This window comes from Vibrio minamisatsumaniensis, from assembly GCF_050337445.1.
In the GTDB taxonomy this organism is placed as follows: Bacteria; Pseudomonadota; Gammaproteobacteria; order Enterobacterales; family Vibrionaceae; genus Vibrio; species Vibrio artabrorum.
Window position 1 is genome coordinate 1 of the sequence record NZ_JAKJSY010000003.1, and the last position, 22,596, is coordinate 22,596.

Below are 22,596 nucleotides of genomic sequence, written 5' to 3' on the forward strand. Positions count from 1 at the left end.
AGTTTATTGAGTGTTCTTGTCCAATAATGTGCACCACCACACGCTTCAACGCCTATACGCATGAGTGGAATATTTGCTATTGTAGTCAGTAGTTTAGAGCGAGTTACCGACTTATGAAGTATGACCTTACCATTTTTGTCTACGGCATGAAGACTGAAGTGGTTTTTAGCTAGGTCGATACCGCAGAAATAAGAAAAATCAGACATGGTGCCTCCGGTGCAATTAAGTACCACATAAGTGTGGCAGATCCTCGGAAGGGGGGAATCCATGTCATTCGTTAGCACACAGGTTCAAAGTTCGTGATAAAGGAAGAGGTAAATGTCTAAGGATGAAATGCTTCTACATTGTGGAAACTGTAACCAGAAGACTGGTCATAGAAGACTAAGTGCATCTGAAGTCGAAGCACTGCAGCGAGTAAAAAATAGTACCAAGTCTCGAATTCTCAATATCGTTTTTGGTGTTCTATTGGGCTCAAGTAAATCAGAATCGCAGGTTAGCTATTTCAGGTGTAAGGTCTGTAATGCGGAGCATGATAGCAATGAAGGTATGCCTAACGGTTGGAATTAGTTAATGCGTAACCTTATGTGGTCACAAACGCTTGGCATTTTGAATCAGCAGGATTAAAAATAACTTATTTAACAAAGTATTATATCGTTTTTTAGGCGGCTGTATTATATGGTAATATTTAGACCTAATGCTTATAAGGATACTATCGTGAAAAAATTATTGGTTCTAGGTTTGATTGCTACTCTAGCGGGTTGTGCTGACTCCCATCATTTAAATATGTCTAATACCGAAGTAGTTAATAAAATATCAGTAAGTTCATCTGTTTATGTCGCATTATCAGAGGATGGACGTTATGGCGAGAAAGACTATAAAGGTTCAGGAGCATTATTAAGTAATGTTATTAAGTCGGGCTTACTGACTAAAATGAACGATGTCACGGTTGCTAACGACGCTGGCTCATTGAAAGAATCGATTAAGCTTGCTGAAAGCAATGGTTCAGATTATTTGTTTTACCCAACAATTATGCATTGGGAAGATCGAGCAACGGAATGGTCGGGTAAAGCTGATAAAGTTAAAGTGAAAATTGTGACTTGGGATATTAAACATAATGTTGAACTAAGCTCGGTGATTATTGATGGCTCAAGCGGGCTTGCAACATTGGGTGGCGATCATCCACAAGACTTATTGCCTGAGCCTGTTAACGCGTATATTGATACTCTTTTTGCAGCACCAGTTCAAAATTAAGTACACGCTAAAACAAATGCATCAACACGATTGGCTACATTTGGCATTCTAGTTACTGCAGTAAGTGGTCATTTTGATCTTGATCTGCATGGTAGAAAAAACGTGTTATGCCGGCATTAAATGCTTTCAGATTTGCGTGAAAACCTCAGTATATGACCTTTAAATTTTTGTTCTAGATAATCAGTATTGTCAGGTCTGATGTGATCACTCGTAAATCCAAATTCACTCATTTTCGAGCTCAGTTTATTTTTACGTCCTCGGTCTGGGTCAACAAGAATAATATCGCATGTCTGATTAGCATGGTTTTGAATGAACTGAGCTAACAATGAGATGTGTTGGTCCTCATATAAAAGGTCGCTACCAATAATTAAGTCAAAAAGGCCGAGCTGACAGTTCGTATCTGCCCAGTCGACACGTTCGAAAGCAATTTTTTTTCGATTATTCAGTTGAGTATTTCTGTCTAGGAAGGTTTTTACTTCGGGATGATAATCAGTGGCAGTGATATTTGCCATTTGCTCATTTAGAAGTAAGCTTGATAGCCCAATGCCGCAACCGACTTCAAGAATTCGTTTGTTATGAGTGTCTAAGTTAAGTACGTGGTGGGCTAGAACTAAACTGGATGGCCAAACCACCCCGAAAATCGGCCATGAAGCAGAAGAAATGCCTAAGTTTTTTGCCGTGTTTTTAGGGTCGCTAAACTGTTGTTTATCTCGTAAAGTGCATAAATGTATATCATTGTTTCCAATGACAATTGTTTGGTAGCAAATGCGAAGTTTGGTAGTCATAATGGTTCTTGGTTAGATAGCAAAGCTAAGCCAAATACTAATAATCCATAGATGACGAAACAAAAAGTATGCTCAGAATAGAGTAAATTGAGCTTAGTGCAAGGTATTTAATCCGTGTTTGAGGTTGATTGCCAATGCTTGGCATTTCAGCTTAAGTGTCGATGATGTGTTGGGGGCGAGCGTTGCTCATACCGTTACAGGGCGTAATGGGCTTGGAGGTAAAATGAACGATATTTTAGAGTTAGTAGTAGAAGAACTGAAAGAAAAATATGCTCCCCATACGATTATCCTTTATGGTTCTTATGCTCGAAATGAAGCAACAGAGACAAGTGATATCGATATTGCCTGTATTTGGGACAACCCGGAAGAACATAAAGATGCGAGATTGTTTCACGGTACATTTCTTGATGTGTGGATTTATCCCACTGCATTTCTTGATACCATTCCAGAGGCATCGTTAAGGTTTGGAGACGGGAAAGTCATCCATGATGCTCGCGGTTTAGGCGAGAGCTACCTTACCAGAGTTAAGCAAAAGCTTGCCGGCGGTAAGGAACCAATGTCTGACGTAAATAGAGTACATATTCAAGAGTGGGTGACTAAAATGCTTGAGCGAGCAAGTGATGGTAATTTAGACGGAAATTATCGTCGAACTTGGCTTCAATACGAATTATTGGAGTTATATTTTGAGGTTCGTGGCATGTGGTTTTTGGGATCCAAGAAGAGTTTTAATTATTTACAGACGCATGATGAAGCCGTTTACCGTCTTTTTGAGCAAGTTTACAAAGATCCATTAAATCTTAACTTATTGAGAAAATTAGCCAAACAAGTCGTCCGTAACTAACAAGAGACTATGGCGGCAATGATTAATTTTTGAGGCTCTATTTATCCTACATCGAATGGTCTCTTGGCATTGAATTTAAGGTCACAAACTAAGCCACTCATAACGCGAGTTTTTGCTATATAGCTGGGTCAGTTTGAGGTGAGCATGTTCGGTATAATGTGCGATGAGAGCTGCGTCGTAATGATTGAATTAATCCTATTTACGATGATCGGTAATCTCCGTTTGCCGAGTGTTTCTCGTTTTAAGGCATTAATGTTCAGTATAATTGCATCGTAGTTCACTTAATTATGCCGTTATTGGGGAATGGAGGGAAAATGATATCAATGGATGATTTTGAAATTGGAAATACTGCCTTTCGATACAAGCGCGATGAATTTCCTTTATCGAAAATAAAAAACGCGAGAGTTAAATTGAATACTGTGAAGGATCATGCTTTAAAGCTGTTTTTAATGGGGGCTATTGTATCAAGCGTTGTATGGGTTATCTGTCCCGAAGGTTTTGGGATTGTTACAGCACCGATAGCCTTCATTTTAGGCGTAGTGTTCACTATATTCACTATTAAAAAGTATGAGCTTCAGGTCGAGTTTGAGCATATTGATGAAACGGGTTTGCAATGGGTTTCTGTTGTAGGTTCCAGTAAACCAGAGTCAAAAACGATATTTGAAAAACAAGTCAATGCAGTTAAGCGAGCTATTACCGGATAAAGTTTTCAAGACAGACTCGCTAACGTTCGACGTTTTTGGTTTGGTTTGGTTTGGTTGGATTTTGTGAGCAAGATAGCAAGCTTTCAGTAGGGTGGCGTTGCTCACTATTTAATAGAGCGTTAGTTGTTATGAGGTACAAATGAAATTCTTAATCGCTATAAGTCTTGCTATATTACTCAATGCATGTGCCACAACACCTCAAAAACTTCGTAATTCAGCCCCTGTTTTCGAGTCGACGGGTATGAGAGAGGCCTCTGTTTTAGCTGGCTGCATTACCGAAAAATGGGAGAATGTAGATTACTTCCTTTACAGCCCGATTGTAAACTCGCGAACGTTACCCTCAGGTTATGAAGTCACACAATATCTGGATGGCGTATTGGTTCACTTGGCTGATATAGAACAGATTTCGAAGGGAAGTCAGGTGACAGTCTATACTGAGTCGTTAAATCTTGGGGAGAACTCTGCAGTTAAAGCTGTGGGGATCTGTGAACAATAAAACTAAATTACTCAAGAATCACGCCTTGAAGAGCAACACGGACAAAGTAGGATTCATTACCGTTAAATTAAACTTACTCATTTAGTAGGATATAACCCATACATTAATACGATTAATAAATTCGTCATTGCAGATTATCTTTGGATTTTCTCATATTAACTGGTAACTTTGGACTTAATCTGTGTAGTAGTCAACGAGTTATGCAGGGGTTATGTGTCGAGTTCAATTAGTGTTTTGGAGTAGAAATGAACAATGAGCTTATCGGGATTGTACTTATCATTGCAGGTATTTTTCTAGCATTTTGGGGATACAATATTTACGATTCTGCTGAATCTCAATTGACACGTGCATTCAGTGGTCATTCACCAATCGAGGCATGGTTAGGAATGGTTGGCGGTATAGTCGCAATTATAATTGGTATCAAAAGAGTTAAATAATGATTACTTCGTAGCGAGTAACTAACTCTAGCAAACTGTATAGCGTCAATTACTTAATTTTGGCGCTGTTTATCCCACATAGTTCTCCCTCTCGCGATTGCATTTAGTAAAAATCCCCATCAACAACGTTAATGGAGATTTTTTATTAATAGACTGTTCAAGTTATCTTATATGAACGGTACTAGCATGTTTATTCAGGGATTTTAATATGCCCTAAGTTCATCACTATTTCGCTAAAAGCTCTTTCGCTGTATTGACAACATTTTCAGTCGTGAAGCCAAACATCTTGAACAGTTCGCCTGCTGGTGCAGATTCGCCGAACGTTGTCATACCGATGATCTTGCCACCAAAACCAACGTACTTGTACCAGAAGTCAGCGATGCCCGCTTCAACAGCGATACGTGCCGTTACGTCTGATGGAAGTACAGATTCACGGTACTGTGCGTCTTGCTTGTCGAACGCATCAGTGGCAGGCATAGAGACTACGCGTACTGCTTTACCTTCAGCGGTGAGTTGTGCAGCGGCATCAACCGCAAGCTCAACTTCAGAACCGGTTGCAATGATGATTAGCTCTGGCTTACCAGCACAATCTTTCAGTATGTAACCACCCTTAGCGATGTTAGCTACTTGCTCAGCGTCACGATCTTGTTGTGCAAGGTTTTGACGAGAGAAGATAAGTGCAGAAGGACCCTCTTTACGTTCGATTGCCAGTTTCCAAGCCACGGCAGACTCAACTTGGTCACATGGGCGCCATGTGCTCATGTTTGGAGTCAAACGTAGAGAAGCGATCTGCTCCACCGGTTGGTGAGTCGGACCATCTTCGCCTAGGCCGATAGAATCGTGTGTGTAAACTTGGATGTTCTGAACTTTCATCAGAGCCGCCATACGCATTGCGTTACGTGCGTATTCCATGAACATTAGGAACGTTGCGCCGTAAGGTACGAAACCACCGTGCAGAGCGATACCGTTCATGATCGCTGTCATACCGAATTCACGTACACCGTAGTGGATGTAGTTACCAGAGAAGTCAGTTGCTTCAAGCGACTTAGAACCCGACCACATAGTCAGGTTAGAAGGTGCAAGGTCAGCAGAGCCGCCCATGAATTCCGGTAGCATAGCACCGAACGCTTCTAGTGCATTTTGAGAAGCTTTACGTGAAGCGATGTTTGCTGGGTTAGCTTGAAGATCAGCAATGATTGCGTTTGCTTTCTCTTCCCACTGCGCAGGAAGATCACCGTTTACGCGACGTTTGAATTCTGCTGCCAGCTCTGGGTATGCTGCTTCATAAGCTGCAAGTTTCTCGTTCCACGCTGCTTCCTTAGCTGCGCCTGCTTCTTTTGCATTCCACTCTGCTGCGATATCCGCTGGGATTTCAAAAGGACCGTGCTCCCAACCTAGTTGCTTACGAGTTGCTGCGATTTCGTCAGCGCCTAATGGTGCACCGTGACAGTCGTGCGTACCTGCTTTGTTTGGAGAACCAAAGCCAATTACTGTTTTAGTACAGATTAGAGTCGGGCGAGGGTCCGCTTTCGCTGCTTCAATAGCCGCGTTGATAGCGTCAGCATCGTGACCATCGACTGCTGGAATTACGTGCCAGCCGTAAGCTTCAAAACGCTTAGGTGTATCGTCAGAGAACCAACCTTCTACTTCGCCATCGATAGAGATGCCGTTGTCATCCCAGAAAGCAACCAGCTTACCAAGGCCTAGCGTACCGGCTAGAGAACAGGCTTCGTGAGAGATACCTTCCATCAGACAACCATCACCCATGAATGCATAAGTGTAGTGGTCTACGATGTCGTGGCCTTCTTTGTTGAACTGTGCCGCAAGCGCTTTCTCAGCCATCGCCATACCAACAGCGTTGGTGATGCCTTGACCTAGAGGACCTGTCGTTGTCTCGATACCCGGTGCGTAACCGTACTCTGGGTGACCTGGAGTCTTAGAGTGCAGTTGACGGAAGTTCTTAAGATCTTCAATTGAAAGCTCATAACCTGATAGGTGAAGCAGAGAGTAAATTAGCATAGAGCCGTGGCCGTTAGACAGGATAAAACGGTCGCGGTCAGCCCACTCTGGGTTTGACGGGTTGTGGTTTAGGTGAGAGCGCCAAAGTACTTCAGCGATGTCAGCCATGCCCATTGGTGCGCCTGGGTGACCAGAGTTTGCTTGTTGTACACCGTCCATGCTTAGAGCACGAATAGCGTTAGCTAAATGTTTTCGGTTCATAATTGCTTCCAAAATTGATTCGAAATTAAAAATTCGTGGATAGATGTAAAAGAGGAACGAAATTCGTTCCTCTTATTTATYAGGTAGTGATTACAGCTTAGCTGCGATCATGTCTTCTAGTTTGCCTTGGTCAATGGCGAAGTTGCGGATGCCTTCAGCCAGTTTCTCAACAGCCATTGCATCTTGGTTGTGGTCCCAAAGGAACTCAGCGTGAGTCATCGCAGCAGGGCGCTCTTTGGTACCGTTAGAGTCGATCAGCTTCTCTACGACTTCGCCTTCTGCGGCTTCTAGGTCTGCGAGAAGTTGAGGAGCGATAGTTAGACGGTCACAACCAGCAAGTTCAAGGATCTCGCCGATGTTACGGAAGCTTGCGCCCATAACAACAGTCTTGTAACCGTGGTCTTTGTAGTAGTTGTAGATGTCTGAAACAGAAATTACACCTGGATCTTCTGAAGCTTCGAAATCACGACCTTCTTTCGCTTTGTACCAGTCCATGATGCGACCAACGAAAGGAGAGATTAGGAACACGCCAGCTTCAGCACAAGCACGAGCTTGAGCGAAAGAGAATAGAAGCGTTAGGTTACAGTTGATGCCTTCTTTCTCTAGAATTTCAGCAGCACGGATGCCTTCCCAAGTAGAAGCCAGTTTGATAAGGATGCGGTCGTTAGTGATGCCAGCGTCGTTGTACATTTTGATCAGTTGACGCGCTTTAGCCACGCTGCCTTCCATGTCGTAAGAAAGACGAGCATCGACTTCAGTAGAGATACGGCCCGGTACAACTTTCAGGATTTCTTTACCGATGTTCACATTAAGCATGTCGCAAGTGTCTTGAACTTGCTGTGCTTTGTCGTCGCTTTGCGCTTTAGCGTATTCGATAGAAGCATCGATTAGAGGTGCGTACTCAGCAATTTGAGCAGCTTTAAGAATTAGAGATGGGTTAGTTGTTGCATCTTCCGGAGTGTACTTGCTGATCGCTTCGATATCGCCAGTGTCAGCGACAACAGTTGTTAGTTTACGAAGTTGCTCTAATTTATTGCTCATTTTGATCATCCTATGTATCGCATAACACCTCATTAATGGGAGAGGTGTGGGCATTTGCAAGCGAATTAATGAAGTTCTCAATGGTTGTACCAGTGAACCAAACTTATATTAATTTAAATTTTTCTCCGAACGAACATTTGCACAGAACATTTGATCGCTCAATGAGTAAATGATGTAGCCATATTTATCCTATCCAGCATCAAAGTCAACGGTAAATAGTGCGGTATGGTGACTTCAGTCAAATATATTTCGCTCTAGTAATCATGCCCTATGCGAGCAAACGTTTAGTACACAAAGTGAGGCGAATTAACCAACAGTAAAATCAAGGTTATTAAGCTGAGCAAATGCGCCTTGATGTTACATATGATCAGGAGTAAACTTGCGTATCACTTGCTTAGGCATCGGACATTTGTTCTCCAAGTAGGTAAAGTCATTGTTAAATATAGGGTGGGTGGTAGATGAGTAACAATATCCAAGATGTTTCCGAACAAAACACTGATCTCCTAACGGAAATCGCGGTTGCTTATTATCAAGATGGTGCGACTCAAGAAGAGATCTCTAAAAAGTTCTCTATCTCTCGTGCAAAGGTTGGTCGAATGCTCAGACAAGCCCGTGATGAAGGAATTGTTGACATCACGGTAAAATATCATCCTGTATTCAGTGCCAAGATCGAACAACGTTTGATTGAGCGTTTTGGTGTGAAGCGTGCGCTTGTGGCATTAGATCAACCAACTGAAGAAAAGCAACGCTTGCAGGTGGCAGGCTTGGTGTCGAACTATCTAACGAGCACACTAAGAAATGGTATGGTGGTCACAGTTGGACAAGGCCGAAATGTGTCGTCTGTTGCTCATCATACTGGTGTCATTACGCCACGTGATTGTAAATTCGTCTGTGGCATCGGTGGTATTCACCCAAGGGGAGGGAAGTTTAACGCCGATCATATATGCAGACAGTTAGCCAAGAAGTATGGCGGTTCATCCGAAACCTTGTATGCGCCCGCTTATGCAGAGAATAAAGCGCAAAAAACCGCATTCATGGAAAACAGTACTGTGAAGCAAACGCTCGATCTTGCTCGTAAGGCCGATGTCGCTTTAGTGGGTATTGGTGATATGAGTGAAAATAGCTATATGGTCGACTTAGGCTGGTTTACCGCCGGGGAGGTCGTTCAATCTCGTTTATTACAAGGTGTCGTCGGTGACTTTGCGGGTTATGACTTTTTTGATGTTCACGGCAAAACCGCAAACACAGTAATGAGTGACCGTGTAATTGGTTTGGCCTTGGAAGAGTTTCGCCCAATCGCTGAGGTCATCGCTATCGCAGCAGAGAACAGTAAACCCCTTGCTTTGCTAGGTGCACTAAGAACCGGCGTGGTCGACGTGATTGCAACCAGCGTAAGTAACGCTTTGACGGTACTAAACTTAGATGAGCAAATGAAACACGTTGAGTTAGAAGGCAATCGTTAAGGTATGAGCGGTATTACGATAGAAAGGGATCCAGTTAGGATCCCATTTTAGTGTGTACCATTATGTGATGCCAAGCCCACAAACGCTTAAACCGGTGCGAGAGGCAGCTCTGTTTTTTTTACTTGAATTGTCGCCAGATAGTGACATAGCTCATCGTAAGGGATAGGACGAGAGAAGTAGTAGCCTTGCATCAAGTCGCAGTCACAGGCCTTTAGAATCGAGAAGTGTTCGTTTGATTCTACGCCTTCCGCTAAAACCACCATGCCAAAGTTTTTACCAATCGCAATAATGTTTTGCACCATAGTGAGTGACTGTTGATCCACCGCGATGTTCTCAATAAAGCTCTTATCAATCTTAAGTTCGTCGATAGGCAGTGCTTTCAACATGCTTAATGAAGAGTAGCCCGTACCGAAGTCATCTAAAGAGATTTTAATATCGTTTGCCTTAAGAGCTTCGAAAATAGGCTTAACGACAGTCACGTCTTCAATGAACAAGCTCTCCGTAATTTCTAGCGTTAAACAGCTCGGAGATAGCTGATACTTTTCGAGCGTTGCCAGCAAGTGATCAGAGAAGGATTGATGCGAAAATTGACGAACTGATATGTTGATCGACAGCCCAATCTTTTGTTCGGTGGTTCTGTGTAAATGGGCGATCTGCATAATACTGGATTCAATAATAAAAGCCCCCAGCTTTTGCATTAATCCAGTGCTTTCAGCGACAGGTACAAAGACATCGGGTGGAACAAAACCGAGCTCTTCATCAATCCAGCGAACGAGAGCCTCAACCCCATGAACGCTTTTGTCAGTGCGAACCAGAGGCTGAAAAACCATGAATAGTGTTTGTTTTTCAATAGCAAGACGCAGTCTTTGTTCGACTTTAACTTTATAAAGGTGAGCGTCTTGCATCGCCGCAGTAAACATACTGTATGAGTTTTGCTGTTGTTTCGCTTTGTACATGGAAATATCGGCAGAGCGAAGTAGGCTATCTAAATCTTTTCCGTGTTCAGGGAAACGAGCAATACCAATACTACAACCTAACGAAAATTGAGCGTGTTGAACCTCATAGGGTTGAGACAGCACTTGAATTATTCGTCCTGCGAGGCGTTTAATTTCCGACTCATTCGTGACCGGTGTTAGGAACAAAAATTTATCGCTAGATTCTCGCACCACTAAACTCATGCGAGAACGAAATCTCATTAAACGTAAAGCGATCTGTTTCAGCACTTTGTCCCCGAAGTCATGTCCGTGAGTATCATTGACACATTTAAAATTATCGATATCGATGAACAACAATGAGAACGGCTCTGACTCATTTTTAACCCACTTATCAATATTTCTACGCATGTATAAACGATTTGGCAGGGAAGTTAATGGGTCGTGATTTGCTTGATAAATGAGTTTTTTTCGTGTGCGCTGTTCGTTTTTGGCGATGGATTTAACCAAGGTGTAGAAACTGACTTGTAAGACAACAAAGGCAATAAAGAGAATACCAAACTCTGTAAAGAAGAGGCTATTCACATGAGTGAGGTCGGTTTGGCCGATGACCCAAAGTTTGTAGTCTGGTATGTATTTAACACTGACTAACGCGTGATATTTTTCATCATTGATGATGAAAGAATAGGTCTCTTTGCTTGTTTTAGCTTCATTTACATCGGTCCCGACTTGTTGCACAAAGCTCTGAGTGATGTGTTTCATCAAGTCCGCTCCCTCAGGTTCTAAGTAGGCATCGAGAGAGTCGATATCACTGGAAACGAACTGACGGTAGTTATCGAAGCGAAGTAAGGTGAGCGTATTGAAACGGCCAGTATGCGCATTATTTTCAAAGACAATCGTACTGTCTAAACGCAAATCCGCTGTCATGACCGCATCAACGCTCTGCCCATCAATAGAAATGGATTTTCTCAATGGGATGACAAGGCTATCTAGAGACTTTTGATAGTAAGTTCGACCTAACACCATTTTTTCACTCGCTATAGCCTCTAAAAATGAATCCTTAGTGGCTTTGTCTTGAAGTAGGTTCTTCTGACCAGAGAGTTGCAGGTTAGAGCTGACCGCGAGGTAATTACCTTGAGTATTGAGTAAGCTAAACGCGGCAATAGCCGGATGGGTATCAAGCAATTTATCCAGAATTGGGCGAATTTGAAAAGAAGCCGTACGGGTAAAATCCGACTGCTGTGCGAGATGGTTTCCTACCACTTCAAGTAAGGCTTCTTGGCTTGTTAATAGTGAGTTGACAGAGCTTGAAAATAACTCGACTTGAAGGTGTTGTTGCTCCGTGAATTCATTTCTATTTGATTGCCATTTGGTGACGCCCAACACGGCGAAAAGTATCAGGGTAAGCAGTACGATAAGAGCGTACAGCGACCAGATATTTTTCTTAAATAGAGCCATGAGATGCCTTTTATTGGTAACGATTTTTAGCTGAGTACAAGTGACAAAGTAACAGTTTGTCAGCATGATTCATGTTGGTTGCGAATAATCATGATCAAAGTTTCGGTGATTCAATCGTGCTACCACGACTGAATGAGATGCTTGCGTGAAACCTGAACATTTAAAAAATACAGAGAACGATTAACCGATGCTTCCTGACGGTTTAGAGCTGAAAAAGATTGTCGCATAATGACGCAACAACGTTAATTTAGTTCTCGATTCAAATGAAGATAGCGTTAACTTGGTAGCAAAGTGTTTAATTTTTGCGAGTTTAACCCACCTAAGAAATTGAAATGCCTTATGCGTGCGCATTATATTCTAACTGTAGCAGTAAGCGAAGTTGAATTACTTGTGAGTCACGGCGATAGGCAGTTTGTCGTTAGCCCCCCATTCCGTCCATGAACCATCGTAAACGCCCATTTCACCAGTATAGCCAGCGCGTTTAGCCGCCAATAATATGATGCAGGCTGTTACTCCAGAGCCACAGCTAAAAAACATAGGTAGAGAAGGGGTTAATGTTAACGTTGAAAAGATATTGATAAGCTCATCTTGAGGTTTGAGCTGGCCGTTATCGAGTACTTGTGTAAAGGGTAGACAAAGGGAGTTTGGAATATGTCCACTGCGTAAGCCTTCACGTGGTTCTGGAACTTCTGAATCGAAGCGAGCTTGAGAACGAGCATCGACAATGTTTGCGCTCTTGTCCGTTGAATAACGTTCGATCTGTTGAGCATTGACAAAATAGCGGCTTTGAATATGACCTTCAAAATTGCCCGCTTTTTCTTGTGCTTTGTAGTCAGTATCTGTCGAGTAGCCGGCTTCGATCCAAGCGGGTAAACCGCCATCTAAGACATATACGTTGTTATGCCCCATCGCCATAAACATCCACCATGCACGAGGGGAAGCAAAGGTTCCTGAGTTATCGTAAACGACAATGGTACTCTCTTGATTGATCCCCATTTCTTGTGCGCGTTTGTTGAAGTGTTTTTCGGTCGGGAACATGTGAGGAAGCAGGGTGTGTTTGTTACAAAAGTCTTTATCGTAGTCAAAACGCATCGCCCCAGGAATCATTTGTCCTTTGATCTTTTCTGGCTCGCTCGGAATCTGAAACTCGATACTGGCATCGAGAATGATGAGGTCGTCTTTTTCTAGCAAACGTTGTTGAAGTTGTTCTGGTGAGATAAGCGGCTGATTCATTATTGTTTAATCCATAATTGATGTTTGACGAATACGATTGTTGATTGTTTTAGCGAATACAACGGTTTGAGCAATGGCTACGGCGCAGCTCGACAGTGGATGAACTGATAGCTGCTTTGTCCGGTTATGTGATTGTTTAAGGTATCAAGCGCAACGACAGAATCAATAGGGCAGTCAGTGGTTGGAGCAATGGAAACGCGAAATATTTGATTGTCTTGAGTTTGAACCGTGAGATAGCGCCGGTGTCCGTCTAGCGATTGAGTGAGGGTGTTCGACATTACTTTGGCTTGAATGCGTTGCCCTGTCTCTGATGTTAGTGGGAAATAGGTCAGAGCCAATAACACACCCACACCACACATTAGGATAAATAGACCTATTTTTAATTGTCTCATGAGCGTAAGTATTTGAAGGTTATTTTTAAAAGATAAGTCAGATTGGCGTCAAAGTGAATGAAATCAATCAGAAAAATTAACTCCACTTATATTCGATGAATACAAAAAAGTGAGCATTTCAGCTCACTTTCTATTGATACCGATCCAGTGTTGAATTTATCGATTACCCCAATGTCTCTATGTTTTACCAAATGATCTGAGAATCACGGCTTGATACCACCCGTTGCAGTGGTGGTTGACCATCGTAAAACCAAATTTCGACCAGTAGTGAGTCTTGATTGACTGGAGCCGTAAAGTTGGACACAAATACGCCGTTATTTAACGAGCCTGCAATCACTTTGCTTGAGTAGTCTGGTTTCAAAGTAGAGTCATCTCGAGTACTGAAGCGGCTATAAACGGTGACAAAAGAGCGAGCGGTTGAAATGCGGCTAATGTCAATGTTGAGGTCAAACGGTTCAATCGAGCTGTAATCAAAGCCATCAGGCACCACCACATCACTCATAGTATAGATGGGGGTCGCTGCCGCACTTGTCGCTGTCGATGGGGAGGGGGATGGCGTTCCAGTGTCTGGCGTCGATGGTGTGGCTATTGATGGGGTCGATGTACTGTCTCCTCCATCGCCCCCTCCACAACCGACTAATACCAGTGGCGCTGCAGCTAAAACAACGGTGAATAATTTCTTTATGTGCCAAGTGTGTTGGACAGACATACGTTCTTCCTCACAGAGATTGCAACTTGAATTAACACAATGGTTGTCTCGATATTGTTGAGTGTGAATCTTCATAGCGTCGCTCCTTATGGTTCGTAACGTTGATTGTCTGCAGGGAATTGGTGCCATGTTTGGTTCGTTTCTCCGCCGGATTCTGCGTATTGTTTAAACTCTGGATAAGCGGTGACGATATCCACTTCCTCTCGAGGCCAATCCCATTCATCCGTTGATGTAATGAGTAACGCCCAAGGGTGGTTCTCTGTCGTTTTGAAATATTTGCCAGTTGATGGATTGCTGTCATCGACACCTAACCCAGCCTCGAAGAGGTTAGCAGCATCAAAGGCTTCCGTTGGCGCTTGATCTGGCAAGTGAACTTCCCAACTACGTCCGGGGTGCAGAGGCAGATTTTCTCCATGGTAGTAACCGGGCGTTGCAAAGATGAACGGGTCGTAAGGCATATCCGTCCATGTGGCAGTACTGATGCCAGAGTCAGATAAGCTGATACCGATTTGAAAAGAGAACTGCTCATTGTCTTTACATGAATTGCGGGTTCGGTAGAACGTACATGACGTGTTGATTTTAGACGTTAAGTCGTCAGCGACAATAAAGATCGATTCACTGCGCCCATCCTCCATATCTAAACCCGTGAAGACGCCGTTATGTTTCATGTAAGAGTTGCCGCTATCAACAGACGATGGCGCCAAGTTTGGTAGGCGAACCGCAAAACCATTTCTGTAACTTGCTCCAACCGCAGCCAAGCGCCCATCAATCGTTGATTTAATCACTTTACCGTCTTTAAGGATCTCAGTGATTCGATACAGGATTACGGCGTCGTTCATGTCGTAGTCGGCTTTATATGGCCAGTTATCCTCGTATGCGAGCGTTGCGTAGCCAGAAGCACTAGGGAAGTAACGAGCTGTGGCACCATCGTTAAGGACATCGACTTGAATATCGACCACTTCACCAGAGGTTGAGCCGCCAAAGTAACTTAAGTTGGTTTGTTGACTGAATCTAAATCGAGCCCATGTCGTCCCGGTCAGTGCGTTGATATCGACATTGAGGAACAGATCGTTTTCGCCAGCAGCTAACAGATAGTCTGTAAATACTTGCTCGTTGGCGCCATCGAAGCGGCCATCTTGGTTCCAGTCTATCCAAGCCGAAAGGTAACCGGTTGTTGAAGCTTCAATCACCACTTTTGAATCCAGTCCAGCCTCAAGAGCGGTGACAAAACCGATACCACCGTTTGCCCACTCATCATCAATACCGATACTTTCATCCGATTGTGGTGTTACGTAGCCATCGAGGTCGGCGTCGGGAGCGTTTGTGCCTAGCCAAGTCATACCATCCAGTTCATGTCGAGGACCGTTACTGGCCAGTAACGTCAAATAGCTGTCTGGCGCGTCACCGAAGTCGATGTTGGAATCTTCATCGACGACCGGCGCATTCGCACAACGCGCGCCATCATTTTGATTAGACGAAGGGCCATTCGAGACAAACTCAACGGCTGGAACAATCCCCGCTGCAATATTGGTTGCGTTGTCGGGAGATAAGTTGATTCGGTAGATCTTACCGTCTTGATTTCGAGATACATAATAGTAGCCGTTTACATCGAAATAGCCTGCGCCGAATGTCCCCGTTTCTCCGGTGTTTCCAATGTAAGTTTCTGCACCGGTGGTTGGGTTAAATTGGTACAAGCCACCCGAGTTATTATCGATACCATACAGCGAACCATCACTTGGATGGAAAGCAAAGTCAGTCAAGTTGACGGTAGCAGGGCTACCTGAAACTTTACTCACCGTTACGGTCGCATTTGGGTTGCTATCTAAAGGAGAAAGGTCAACCGTGAATAACCCTTTACCAGTACGATAAAGGTAATACACGTGGTCATAGACATCACCGACATAGAAGGTGTGATCGGTTGGTAATCCACTGGTATTGATGACTTCTGCTTGGAAGTCTTTTCCAAGACGAACTAGGCGTTTGTTGGTGGTGTCGTAACCGTAGATGTATCTGTCTGCAAAATCGAAACCTACACCATTGATGTTGCCATCCATCCCCGTATCATCTTCTAACAGAGTGGTTGATCCAGTGACTAGGTTCACGCCCCAAACTTCGACGGGCTTTGACTGAAACAAGTAAGCCTGACTCGGGCAGGTATCGAATGGCGCTGCGTTGGCGACCAATGGTGCACTTAATAGCAAACTTAACGTTGTGATTCTCATATCTACATCCTTGTCATGGAAGGTCTAGGTACTCAATCAAGTTACGTGCCAGTTTTAAGGTGTTGATTATTGGTATTTTTTGTATTGAAAGTTTAGATTTAGGGTGACTTTCTCAAAATGAGAATTTAAATAAAACGACTTTTATATCGGTTATTGCAAAATGATGCTCCTTTGGTGGTCGAATTTTAGATACAAAAAAGCCCTGAATTACATCAAGGCTGAAAGTGATGGCTTGAATATCGAGAAAATGGCTCGTTGGCTCAGGCTATTTACACACCGAACAATTAGGCATCTTCATTAAATTCATTTCACGCCAGCTGTGAGACATGGCATCGAGAATCAACAGCTTGCCTTGTTTGGGTTGTCCATACTGGGCGATAACTTTAATCGCTTCTAAAGCCTGAGCCGCGCCTACCATGCCAACAACAGGCGCCATAACGCCGGCTTCGACACAGCTTAGAGCCGCGCTGCCGAATAGAGCGCTCAAGCACTGGTAACACGGTGCATTTTCATCTTGATAAGTGAATACGCTAATCTGACCTTCCATACGAATTGCAGCCCCCGATACGAGAGGCGTTTTCGATGCGTAGCATAAACGGTTCAATTGATTGCGCGTTTCAACGTTATCACTGGCATCCAGTACCAGTGAGTGTGCTTCAATCAACTGAGCAAGCGCTGGGTCATCAAGCCTGCGATCAACCGTTTCAATGGTCAAGTGCGGGTTTAACACCTGTAAAGACTCAGCAGCTGAATTAACCTTCTTCTTACCAATATCAGCGTCAGTGTGAAGCACTTGTCGCTGCAAATTTGAAAGTTCGACAACATCATCATCGATAAGCGTAAGCTTACCAATGCCCGCCGTTGCAAGATATTGAGCAGAGGCACAACCTAAGCCACCGGCGCCTAACACCAAGATCGAGCTCTGTTTCAGCGCTTCTTGGCCTTCAAAGTCAAACTGTTTAAGAATGATCTGGCGGTTGTAGCGAAGCATTTCTGCATCAGACAGTATTTCCATCAGCAAGCCTCGTTAGTAAAGCGTCGAGTTAAATAATTGAATCTGAACCGTTTCGCCAACTTCAACACGACCACGTTCACGCTCCAGTACCACAAAGCAGTTTGCCAAACTCATTGATCGGAAAGCGCCGGAGCTTTGGTTACCTGTTGTTTCGACGACAAACTGACCGTTTTCAATCGAGTAGATACCACGTTGGTAATCCGTGCGGCCTGGGGCTTTTTTGAATGCAGATTTTGTTATCGCTGGAATCGATTCTGGCGCTGTCCATGCCGAGTGACCGGCTAATTTAGCCAGCATTGGTTGGACCAAAACATACATGGTCATCATCGCTGATACTGGGTTACCCGGTAGGCCGCAAAACCATGCGTCATCCAATTCGCCGAATGCGAACGGTTTACCCGGTTTGATTGCCAGTTTCCAGAAGCCAATTTGACCAAGCTCTTCAAGGATGTCTTTGGTGTAATCCGCCTCACCAACGCTCACACCACCAGACGTGATGACAACATCTGCGAGTTCTTGAGCTTTCTCGAAGGTTTCTTTCAGTGTTGCTGGGCAGTCGGGGATGATGCCGAGGTCGATCGCTTCACAACCAAACGCTTCAATCAGCGGTTTAATGCCGTAACGATTGCTGTCGTAGATTTGACCGTCTTCAAGAGGCTGACCTAATGGCTTTAACTCATCACCCGTAGAGAAGAAAGCGACTTTCGGCTTATGTAACACCGTCACGTGACTGACCCCCAACGACGCAATCATTGGAATATCGCGAGGCGTTAAACGTTCGCCACGGCTCAGCACAATATCACCTTGTTTGATGTCATCCCCAGTTGGGCGGATGTTATTGTTCAGCTTGATATCGTCTTGTTGAATCTCTATCCCAGCGTCCGTTTCGACGGTATTTTCTTGCATGATGACAGCGTCACACCCTTCAGGGATCTTGGCTCCCGTCATAATGCGAATACAGGTGTTGCTAGGCCATTCGCCTTCAAACGGTTGGCCCGCAAAAGATTTGCCCGCTAATGGCAGGACTCTGCTGTTTTTTAGATCCGTTAGGCGCAGCGCGTAACCATCCATTGCTGAGTTATCAAAAGGAGGTACAAAAATAGGGGAAAGAATGTCTTCAGCAAGGACATAACCGAGAGCTTCAGCAAGAGGCAGAGACAGAGTCGTTTGGATAGGTTTGATTGGTGATAGCAGCTTATCTAGCGCATCTTCAATTGGCATCAAGCCCGGAGCGTCGCAACAGCCCATAATTGAAATCCTTTGATAGTCATTATTTTTGATTTTGTGGTTGGCGATGGTGACTCATTAATGATCACATTACGCCTAATTCACCCGTGAAATTACCGCCACTTTAGCATAGTTTAAGCCCCGTAAATAATGACCGCCTTTAAAATATGGCTGTATTTATTCAAAATTCCTAGTATCCTTGTTTGCCATCCAGAAGGGGTTATAAAAGAGGAAGTTCAATGTCAGGTCTTAGCGAATCAGCGAAGTTAGTTAAAGATGCGCTAGCAAGCCGCGGGTTAGAGACACCAATGCGTCCTAATCAGGTTAGCCGAGAAGAGAAGAAGGAACGAATCGAACACCATATGCGCAAGATTCTCACTCTCCTTGAACTTGATCTTACGGACGATAGCCTGGAAGAAACACCGCAACGTATTGCTAAAATGTACGTTGATGAAATTTTCTCTGGTTTGGATTACGCCAACTTCCCTAAAATTACCGTCATTGAAAACAAGATGGGCGTTCGTGAGATGGTACGCGTAAAAGACATTACCGTGACCAGTACTTGTGAACACCATTTAGTGACAATTGATGGTAAAGCCGCAGTTGCTTACATTCCTCAAGGTAAGATCATTGGTCTTTCAAAGATCAATCGAATCGTTCGCTTCTTCGCACAGCGCCCACAAGTTCAAGAGCGTATGACTCAGCAGATCTTGGTTGCATTACAAACGCTACTCGAAACCGATGATGTGGCTGTTACGATGGATGCGGTCCACTACTGTGTGAAATCGCGTGGTGTTATGGATGCAACCAGTGAAACGACGACCACAGCTCTGGGGGGGATTTTTAAATCGAACCCGGCAACGCGACACGAGTTTTTACACGGTCTGCGTTAATGATACTGGTATGATTCAATGAACCCAGTTTGTCTTCTGTAAACGGATGTTGATTGAAAATACTTAAGCCTCGCAATAGCGGGGCTTTTTTGTGTCTGTGGGATGAGTTTGCGGCTGTGGGGATAGTTGCTTCCGACTCAGCCGCTGGTGGCATACTTAAGAAAGATTAAATAGGCGCTTTAAGTGGTGATAAAGCCCTGATGGTTTGTTTTCTGCTTGATAAAGATGCAAACCATCATAAAAGCTGCCCATGAACGCCACTCGAATTTCATCGTCTGTGCTTCGTGATAAACGAGACAGGAGTTTGGCCGTGACTGCCGCGTGATCATTGGCCAAGCTGTAATCCATTCCGAGTCGTCCTTGAATGAATAACCACAAGTGCGTTACCAATTTTAATTGCTGTGAGTGAGAATGTTGAAACTTGCCGCTATGCTCTTGGCCCAAGGTGTTCTCGAAGACATTTTGCATCACTTCGCTGACTTCTTTGCTACTTTCAAAACGGTAGCTGACATCGATATGAATTTTCGTTAGCAGTCCAAGCAAAGTTTGTCGCTCTGAGTTGTCAGGCTTATTATCACGGGCGTGTTTAAAAAGAGCATGGTTTTCGTCAATAAATGACTTTAACTCTTTTTCATAGTCTGTCTTCAACGCTTTGACTGAATTGAGACCAGCAAGCTGCAAACAAGCTTCAAGTTGAGTTTGGGGCTGAGATTCAGTCTGATTTGGGCTCTCAATCATTACTCTGTAGCTCTTCCCACGTGACTTCTGCCGATTGCGTGTCGCTGTTAACGAACGCAGAGTTACCCGATAGCATGACAGAAAGATCCATTGTGCGCTGTGTCATTTCAGCGAGCTGTTCGATTCCGGTGTTATCCAAGCGGACAATTTGAGCCTTTAGATAACCGAATTTGCCTTTGTTTTGCTCCCACCACACGTTCGACTTTGTGTTGAAACTGAAGACGCGCACAGACTTTGATAAGCGAGTCGATTTTTTCACACGCTCTGGATCGGGTTCGCCAACATCAATCCACTCTAGGATTTGGTCATCTAACGACTTCTGCCATAAATCAGGTTCTTCAATGCTAGACAACCCTTTAGTGAACTCAAGTTCAGGAGAGGCATTGATACAGAAAGCCATGATACGCGCCATCATGCGCTGTTCTGTTTCAGAAGGGTGTTGTGCAACCGTTAGATTAAAAGAGTCGTAATAGTCGCGATTCATATCGGTTAAAGAGATACGAAACTTGTAGATTGTCGGTTTGAGAGCCATTGAGAGGGTGTCTTAGATAGAAATAGTGAAGGGGAATATTACCTTAAATCTCTGAATAGCGGGTAAAAAAATAGCCAGCAGAGGCTAGCTATTTTTAGAAAGCTTTAAAATACGGAATTAAAGTACTTTGATGCTGTCAGCTTGTGGGCCTTTTTGACCTTGAGATACTACGAACTCAACTTTTTGGCCTTCAGCAAGAGTTTTGAAACCTTCGCCTGTGATAGCAGAGAAGTGTGCGAATACGTCTGGGCCGTTTTCTTGTTGAATGAAGCCGAAGCCTTTAGTTTCGTTGAACCATTTTACTGTACCAGTAACTGTGTTAGACATGATGATATCCTAAAATTAAATTTTTATTTTGAGCCAATTGTGGCACTGATAGCGTGGAAAAGTTTATTGCTATTGCGTACAACACAACGGGGTTACTAGTAATCCAACGAAATGTTTATATACAAAGAACTTTCTTTCTAGCCGATTTGGAGTCTAAATCAAATTAAGGGATAGTCAATCGAATCCATAGGTAAAGGTTACAGAAACTTGGGACCAGTCAAACTTTGCATTCCTTAAATATCATAGAGTTACAATTATATGGCGGTTTGTTGTTGTTTTTGTGAAAAAGGCAGTCGAAATTGATGACGAATTTGGAGTGATTGCTCTGTTTTGGTGCGTTCATTTTTGCAAAGTAAAAGCCGTTCATTGGGTGTTGAGACTGCATTTAACGGCTTATATTGATCAATGCCGTGGTAATGTAAACGCGTTTACTTGAAAGAGCTCTCGACTACTTTTTCAAGCGGTACAGGTTGCCATTATCGGTGCTGAAGAAGATGTCGCCGTTTGGTGACGTTTCGATGTCTCTTATTCTTTCCCCCAACGCCTCTAAAATGCGTTCTTCTTCGATGGCTTCACCTTGTTCATTGACGGTCACAATATTGATGTGAGTCAGTTTTAGTGCGCCAGCCAGCAGCTTGCCTTTTAGTTCTGGGTACTTCTCTCCTTGGTAAACAACCAAGCTGCCCGGAGCGATTGAAGGAACATAGACTTTTTTAGGTGCTGCAACACCCTCTTTGGTTGCAGACTCGCTAACGCTAATAGGGCCCCAATACTCTTTTCCGTGGGAGGTGATTGGCCAGCCGTAGTTGGCACCGGCTTTGATTAGGTTAATTTCATCACCACCGCGCGGACCGTGTTCAATCGACCACAGCTTTTGTGTCGGGAAGTCGTAATACAGCCCTTGAGGGTTACGATGACCATAGCTCCAAATCTCATTGAGCACCTTGCTGTTATCCGTGAATGGGTTATCACTGGGTGTGCTGCCATCGGCATTCAATCGCAATATTGATCCGGCGTGAGTCATAGTATCTTGGCCGTTGTCTCGATCACCACGGTCGCCGATTGAAAAATACAGGTGGCTATCATCAAAGGTGATTCGGCTACCAAAGTGACGTCCGGTGTCCGTTCTGGATTTCGACACCAACACGTCTGTCCAATTGGTGATTTCATTATTGCTGTAATTAGCAGAAGCCAGTGTCGTTACGCCTTCACCATCGATGTTTTTACTGTAAGTGACGTAGAACTTGCTCATTTCAAAAGGGGACAGTGCGATATCCAATAATCCACCTTGGCCTTTGGCCCAAACATTTGGCAATCTGAATAACGTCTTTTGATCCCCCGTTTGCAAATCAACATGTTTAATGGTTCCCGCTTTTTCTGTGATCAGCATAGATCTTTCATTGACATAAGCCCGCCCCCAAGGAACTTTGAGTCCGTCAGTGATCTTTTCGGCTTGCCATGCCAAAGCAGAGGGGGAAGCAACTGCGCTTGATGCAATGAGTACTTTGGCAAGGTAGAGCGTTGGGCGATAAGTGATCATTAAAGCACCTCGGATGTGATGATGTTGTATTAGTTTAGCTTGTGAGTGACAAGTGGACCGTTCGCTTGAGTAAAATGTGACTATCCACATATTTATTCAACTAATATTGTATGAATAAACAAGCTAGCGTATGTTTACAC

21 protein-coding genes and 1 pseudogene are annotated in these 22,596 nt (G+C 43.8%); 7 read left to right on the forward strand and 15 right to left on the reverse strand.

Translation table 11 applies throughout. The annotated features are described in order from the left end of the window. Positions 1-206: pseudogene (locus L4B77_RS00415) on the reverse strand (IS110 family transposase); the annotation flags it as partial. A gap of 508 nt (positions 207-714) precedes the next feature. Here L4B77_RS00415 and L4B77_RS00420 point away from each other — a divergent pair. After that, the gene (locus L4B77_RS00420) at positions 715-1,251 is read left to right on the forward strand and encodes a DUF4823 domain-containing protein (protein ID WP_429748098.1); all 537 of its coding nucleotides are present in this window, start codon (positions 715-717) and stop codon (positions 1,249-1,251) included. 116 nt (positions 1,252-1,367) lie between these two features. Here the strand turns inward: L4B77_RS00420 and L4B77_RS00425 are convergent, their stop codons facing one another. Continuing rightward, a complete protein-coding gene (locus L4B77_RS00425) occupies positions 1,368-2,036 on the reverse strand; it encodes a class I SAM-dependent methyltransferase (protein WP_372041585.1) in 669 nt (222 codons plus the stop codon). 223 nt (positions 2,037-2,259) lie between these two features. Here L4B77_RS00425 and L4B77_RS00430 point away from each other — a divergent pair, with 223 nt between their 5' ends. The 4 genes from L4B77_RS00430 (at position 2,260) to L4B77_RS00445 (ending at position 4,514) form a co-directional block, all read left to right on the forward strand. Beyond that, positions 2,260-2,877: a nucleotidyltransferase domain-containing protein gene (locus L4B77_RS00430; RefSeq protein ID WP_261840161.1), complete on the forward strand. Its 618-nt coding sequence runs from the start codon at positions 2,260-2,262 to the stop codon at positions 2,875-2,877. A 323-nt stretch (positions 2,878-3,200) separates the two neighbouring features. Beyond that, positions 3,201-3,581 carry a hypothetical protein gene (locus L4B77_RS00435; protein WP_429748099.1) on the forward strand — a complete coding sequence of 127 codons (381 nt, stop codon included), beginning with the start codon at positions 3,201-3,203 and terminating at the stop codon, positions 3,579-3,581. A 139-nt stretch (positions 3,582-3,720) separates the two neighbouring features. Continuing rightward, complete coding sequence (locus tag L4B77_RS00440) at positions 3,721-4,077, forward strand: hypothetical protein (protein WP_429748100.1); 357 nt, start codon at positions 3,721-3,723, stop codon at positions 4,075-4,077. Between the two features lie 245 nt (positions 4,078-4,322). Further along, positions 4,323-4,514: a DUF3185 family protein gene (locus tag L4B77_RS00445; RefSeq protein ID WP_429748101.1), complete on the forward strand. Its 192-nt coding sequence runs from the start codon at positions 4,323-4,325 to the stop codon at positions 4,512-4,514. Positions 4,515-4,739: 225 nt separating this feature from the next. On the opposite strand, the gene tkt is transcribed toward L4B77_RS00445, so the two are convergent. Together tkt and tal are read right to left on the reverse strand one after the other, a co-directional pair. Then, a complete protein-coding gene (gene tkt / locus L4B77_RS00450) occupies positions 4,740-6,734 on the reverse strand; it encodes a transketolase (RefSeq protein WP_429748102.1) in 1,995 nt (664 codons plus the stop codon). 90 nt (positions 6,735-6,824) lie between these two features. After that, a complete protein-coding gene (tal, locus tag L4B77_RS00455; RefSeq protein ID WP_261840156.1) occupies positions 6,825-7,775 on the reverse strand; it encodes a transaldolase in 951 nt (316 codons plus the stop codon). A gap of 458 nt (positions 7,776-8,233) precedes the next feature. Here tal and L4B77_RS00460 point away from each other — a divergent pair, with 458 nt between their 5' ends. Beyond that, the gene (locus tag L4B77_RS00460; RefSeq protein ID WP_261840155.1) at positions 8,234-9,238 is read left to right on the forward strand and encodes a sugar-binding transcriptional regulator; all 1,005 of its coding nucleotides are present in this window, start codon (positions 8,234-8,236) and stop codon (positions 9,236-9,238) included. A gap of 86 nt (positions 9,239-9,324) precedes the next feature. Here the strand turns inward: L4B77_RS00460 and L4B77_RS00465 are convergent, their stop codons facing one another. The 7 genes from L4B77_RS00465 to moeA all read right to left on the reverse strand — a co-directional run bounded on the left by L4B77_RS00465 (position 9,325) and on the right by moeA (position 18,447). Further along, positions 9,325-11,628: a bifunctional diguanylate cyclase/phosphodiesterase gene (locus L4B77_RS00465; RefSeq protein WP_429748103.1), complete on the reverse strand. Its 2,304-nt coding sequence runs from the start codon at positions 11,626-11,628 to the stop codon at positions 9,325-9,327. 384 nt (positions 11,629-12,012) lie between these two features. Further along, positions 12,013-12,861 (reverse strand): sulfurtransferase, encoded by an 849-nt coding sequence (locus L4B77_RS00470; protein WP_429748104.1) that lies wholly within the window; start codon positions 12,859-12,861, stop codon positions 12,013-12,015. A gap of 77 nt (positions 12,862-12,938) precedes the next feature. After that, entirely contained in the window at positions 12,939-13,253 is a 315-nt protein-coding gene (locus tag L4B77_RS00475) for a hypothetical protein (protein ID WP_261840152.1), read from the reverse strand. 184 nt (positions 13,254-13,437) lie between these two features. Beyond that, positions 13,438-14,037 (reverse strand): hypothetical protein, encoded by a 600-nt coding sequence (locus L4B77_RS00480; RefSeq protein WP_429748105.1) that lies wholly within the window; start codon positions 14,035-14,037, stop codon positions 13,438-13,440. 11 nt (positions 14,038-14,048) lie between these two features. Further along, positions 14,049-16,184, reverse strand: a complete 2,136-nt coding sequence (locus L4B77_RS00485; RefSeq protein ID WP_372067639.1) for an LruC domain-containing protein — start codon at positions 16,182-16,184, stop codon at positions 14,049-14,051. Positions 16,185-16,449: 265 nt separating this feature from the next. Continuing rightward, a complete protein-coding gene (gene moeB, locus L4B77_RS00490) occupies positions 16,450-17,199 on the reverse strand; it encodes a molybdopterin-synthase adenylyltransferase MoeB (RefSeq protein ID WP_429748106.1) in 750 nt (249 codons plus the stop codon). Between the two features lie 12 nt (positions 17,200-17,211). Continuing rightward, positions 17,212-18,447 (reverse strand): molybdopterin molybdotransferase MoeA, encoded by a 1,236-nt coding sequence (gene moeA, locus L4B77_RS00495; protein ID WP_261840148.1) that lies wholly within the window; start codon positions 18,445-18,447, stop codon positions 17,212-17,214. A 218-nt stretch (positions 18,448-18,665) separates the two neighbouring features. On the opposite strand from moeA, the gene folE reads away from it, so the two are divergent. After that, the gene (folE, locus tag L4B77_RS00500; RefSeq protein ID WP_429748107.1) at positions 18,666-19,319 is read left to right on the forward strand and encodes a GTP cyclohydrolase I FolE; all 654 of its coding nucleotides are present in this window, start codon (positions 18,666-18,668) and stop codon (positions 19,317-19,319) included. A 156-nt stretch (positions 19,320-19,475) separates the two neighbouring features. Here the strand turns inward: folE and L4B77_RS00505 are convergent, their stop codons facing one another. The 4 genes from L4B77_RS00505 to L4B77_RS00520 form a co-directional block, all read right to left on the reverse strand. Further along, positions 19,476-20,057, reverse strand: a complete 582-nt coding sequence (locus L4B77_RS00505) for a hypothetical protein (RefSeq protein WP_261840146.1) — start codon at positions 20,055-20,057, stop codon at positions 19,476-19,478. Next, the gene (locus L4B77_RS00510) at positions 20,050-20,589 is read right to left on the reverse strand and encodes a YaeQ family protein (RefSeq protein ID WP_429748108.1); all 540 of its coding nucleotides are present in this window, start codon (positions 20,587-20,589) and stop codon (positions 20,050-20,052) included. The genes L4B77_RS00505 and L4B77_RS00510 overlap by 8 nt, the downstream gene beginning before the upstream one ends. 117 nt (positions 20,590-20,706) lie before the next feature. Further along, a complete protein-coding gene (locus L4B77_RS00515) occupies positions 20,707-20,916 on the reverse strand; it encodes a cold-shock protein (protein ID WP_004737278.1) in 210 nt (69 codons plus the stop codon). Positions 20,917-21,364: 448 nt separating this feature from the next. Further along, positions 21,365-22,456: a PQQ-dependent sugar dehydrogenase gene (locus L4B77_RS00520; protein WP_429748109.1), complete on the reverse strand. Its 1,092-nt coding sequence runs from the start codon at positions 22,454-22,456 to the stop codon at positions 21,365-21,367. Positions 22,457-22,596 lie beyond the last annotated feature (140 nt).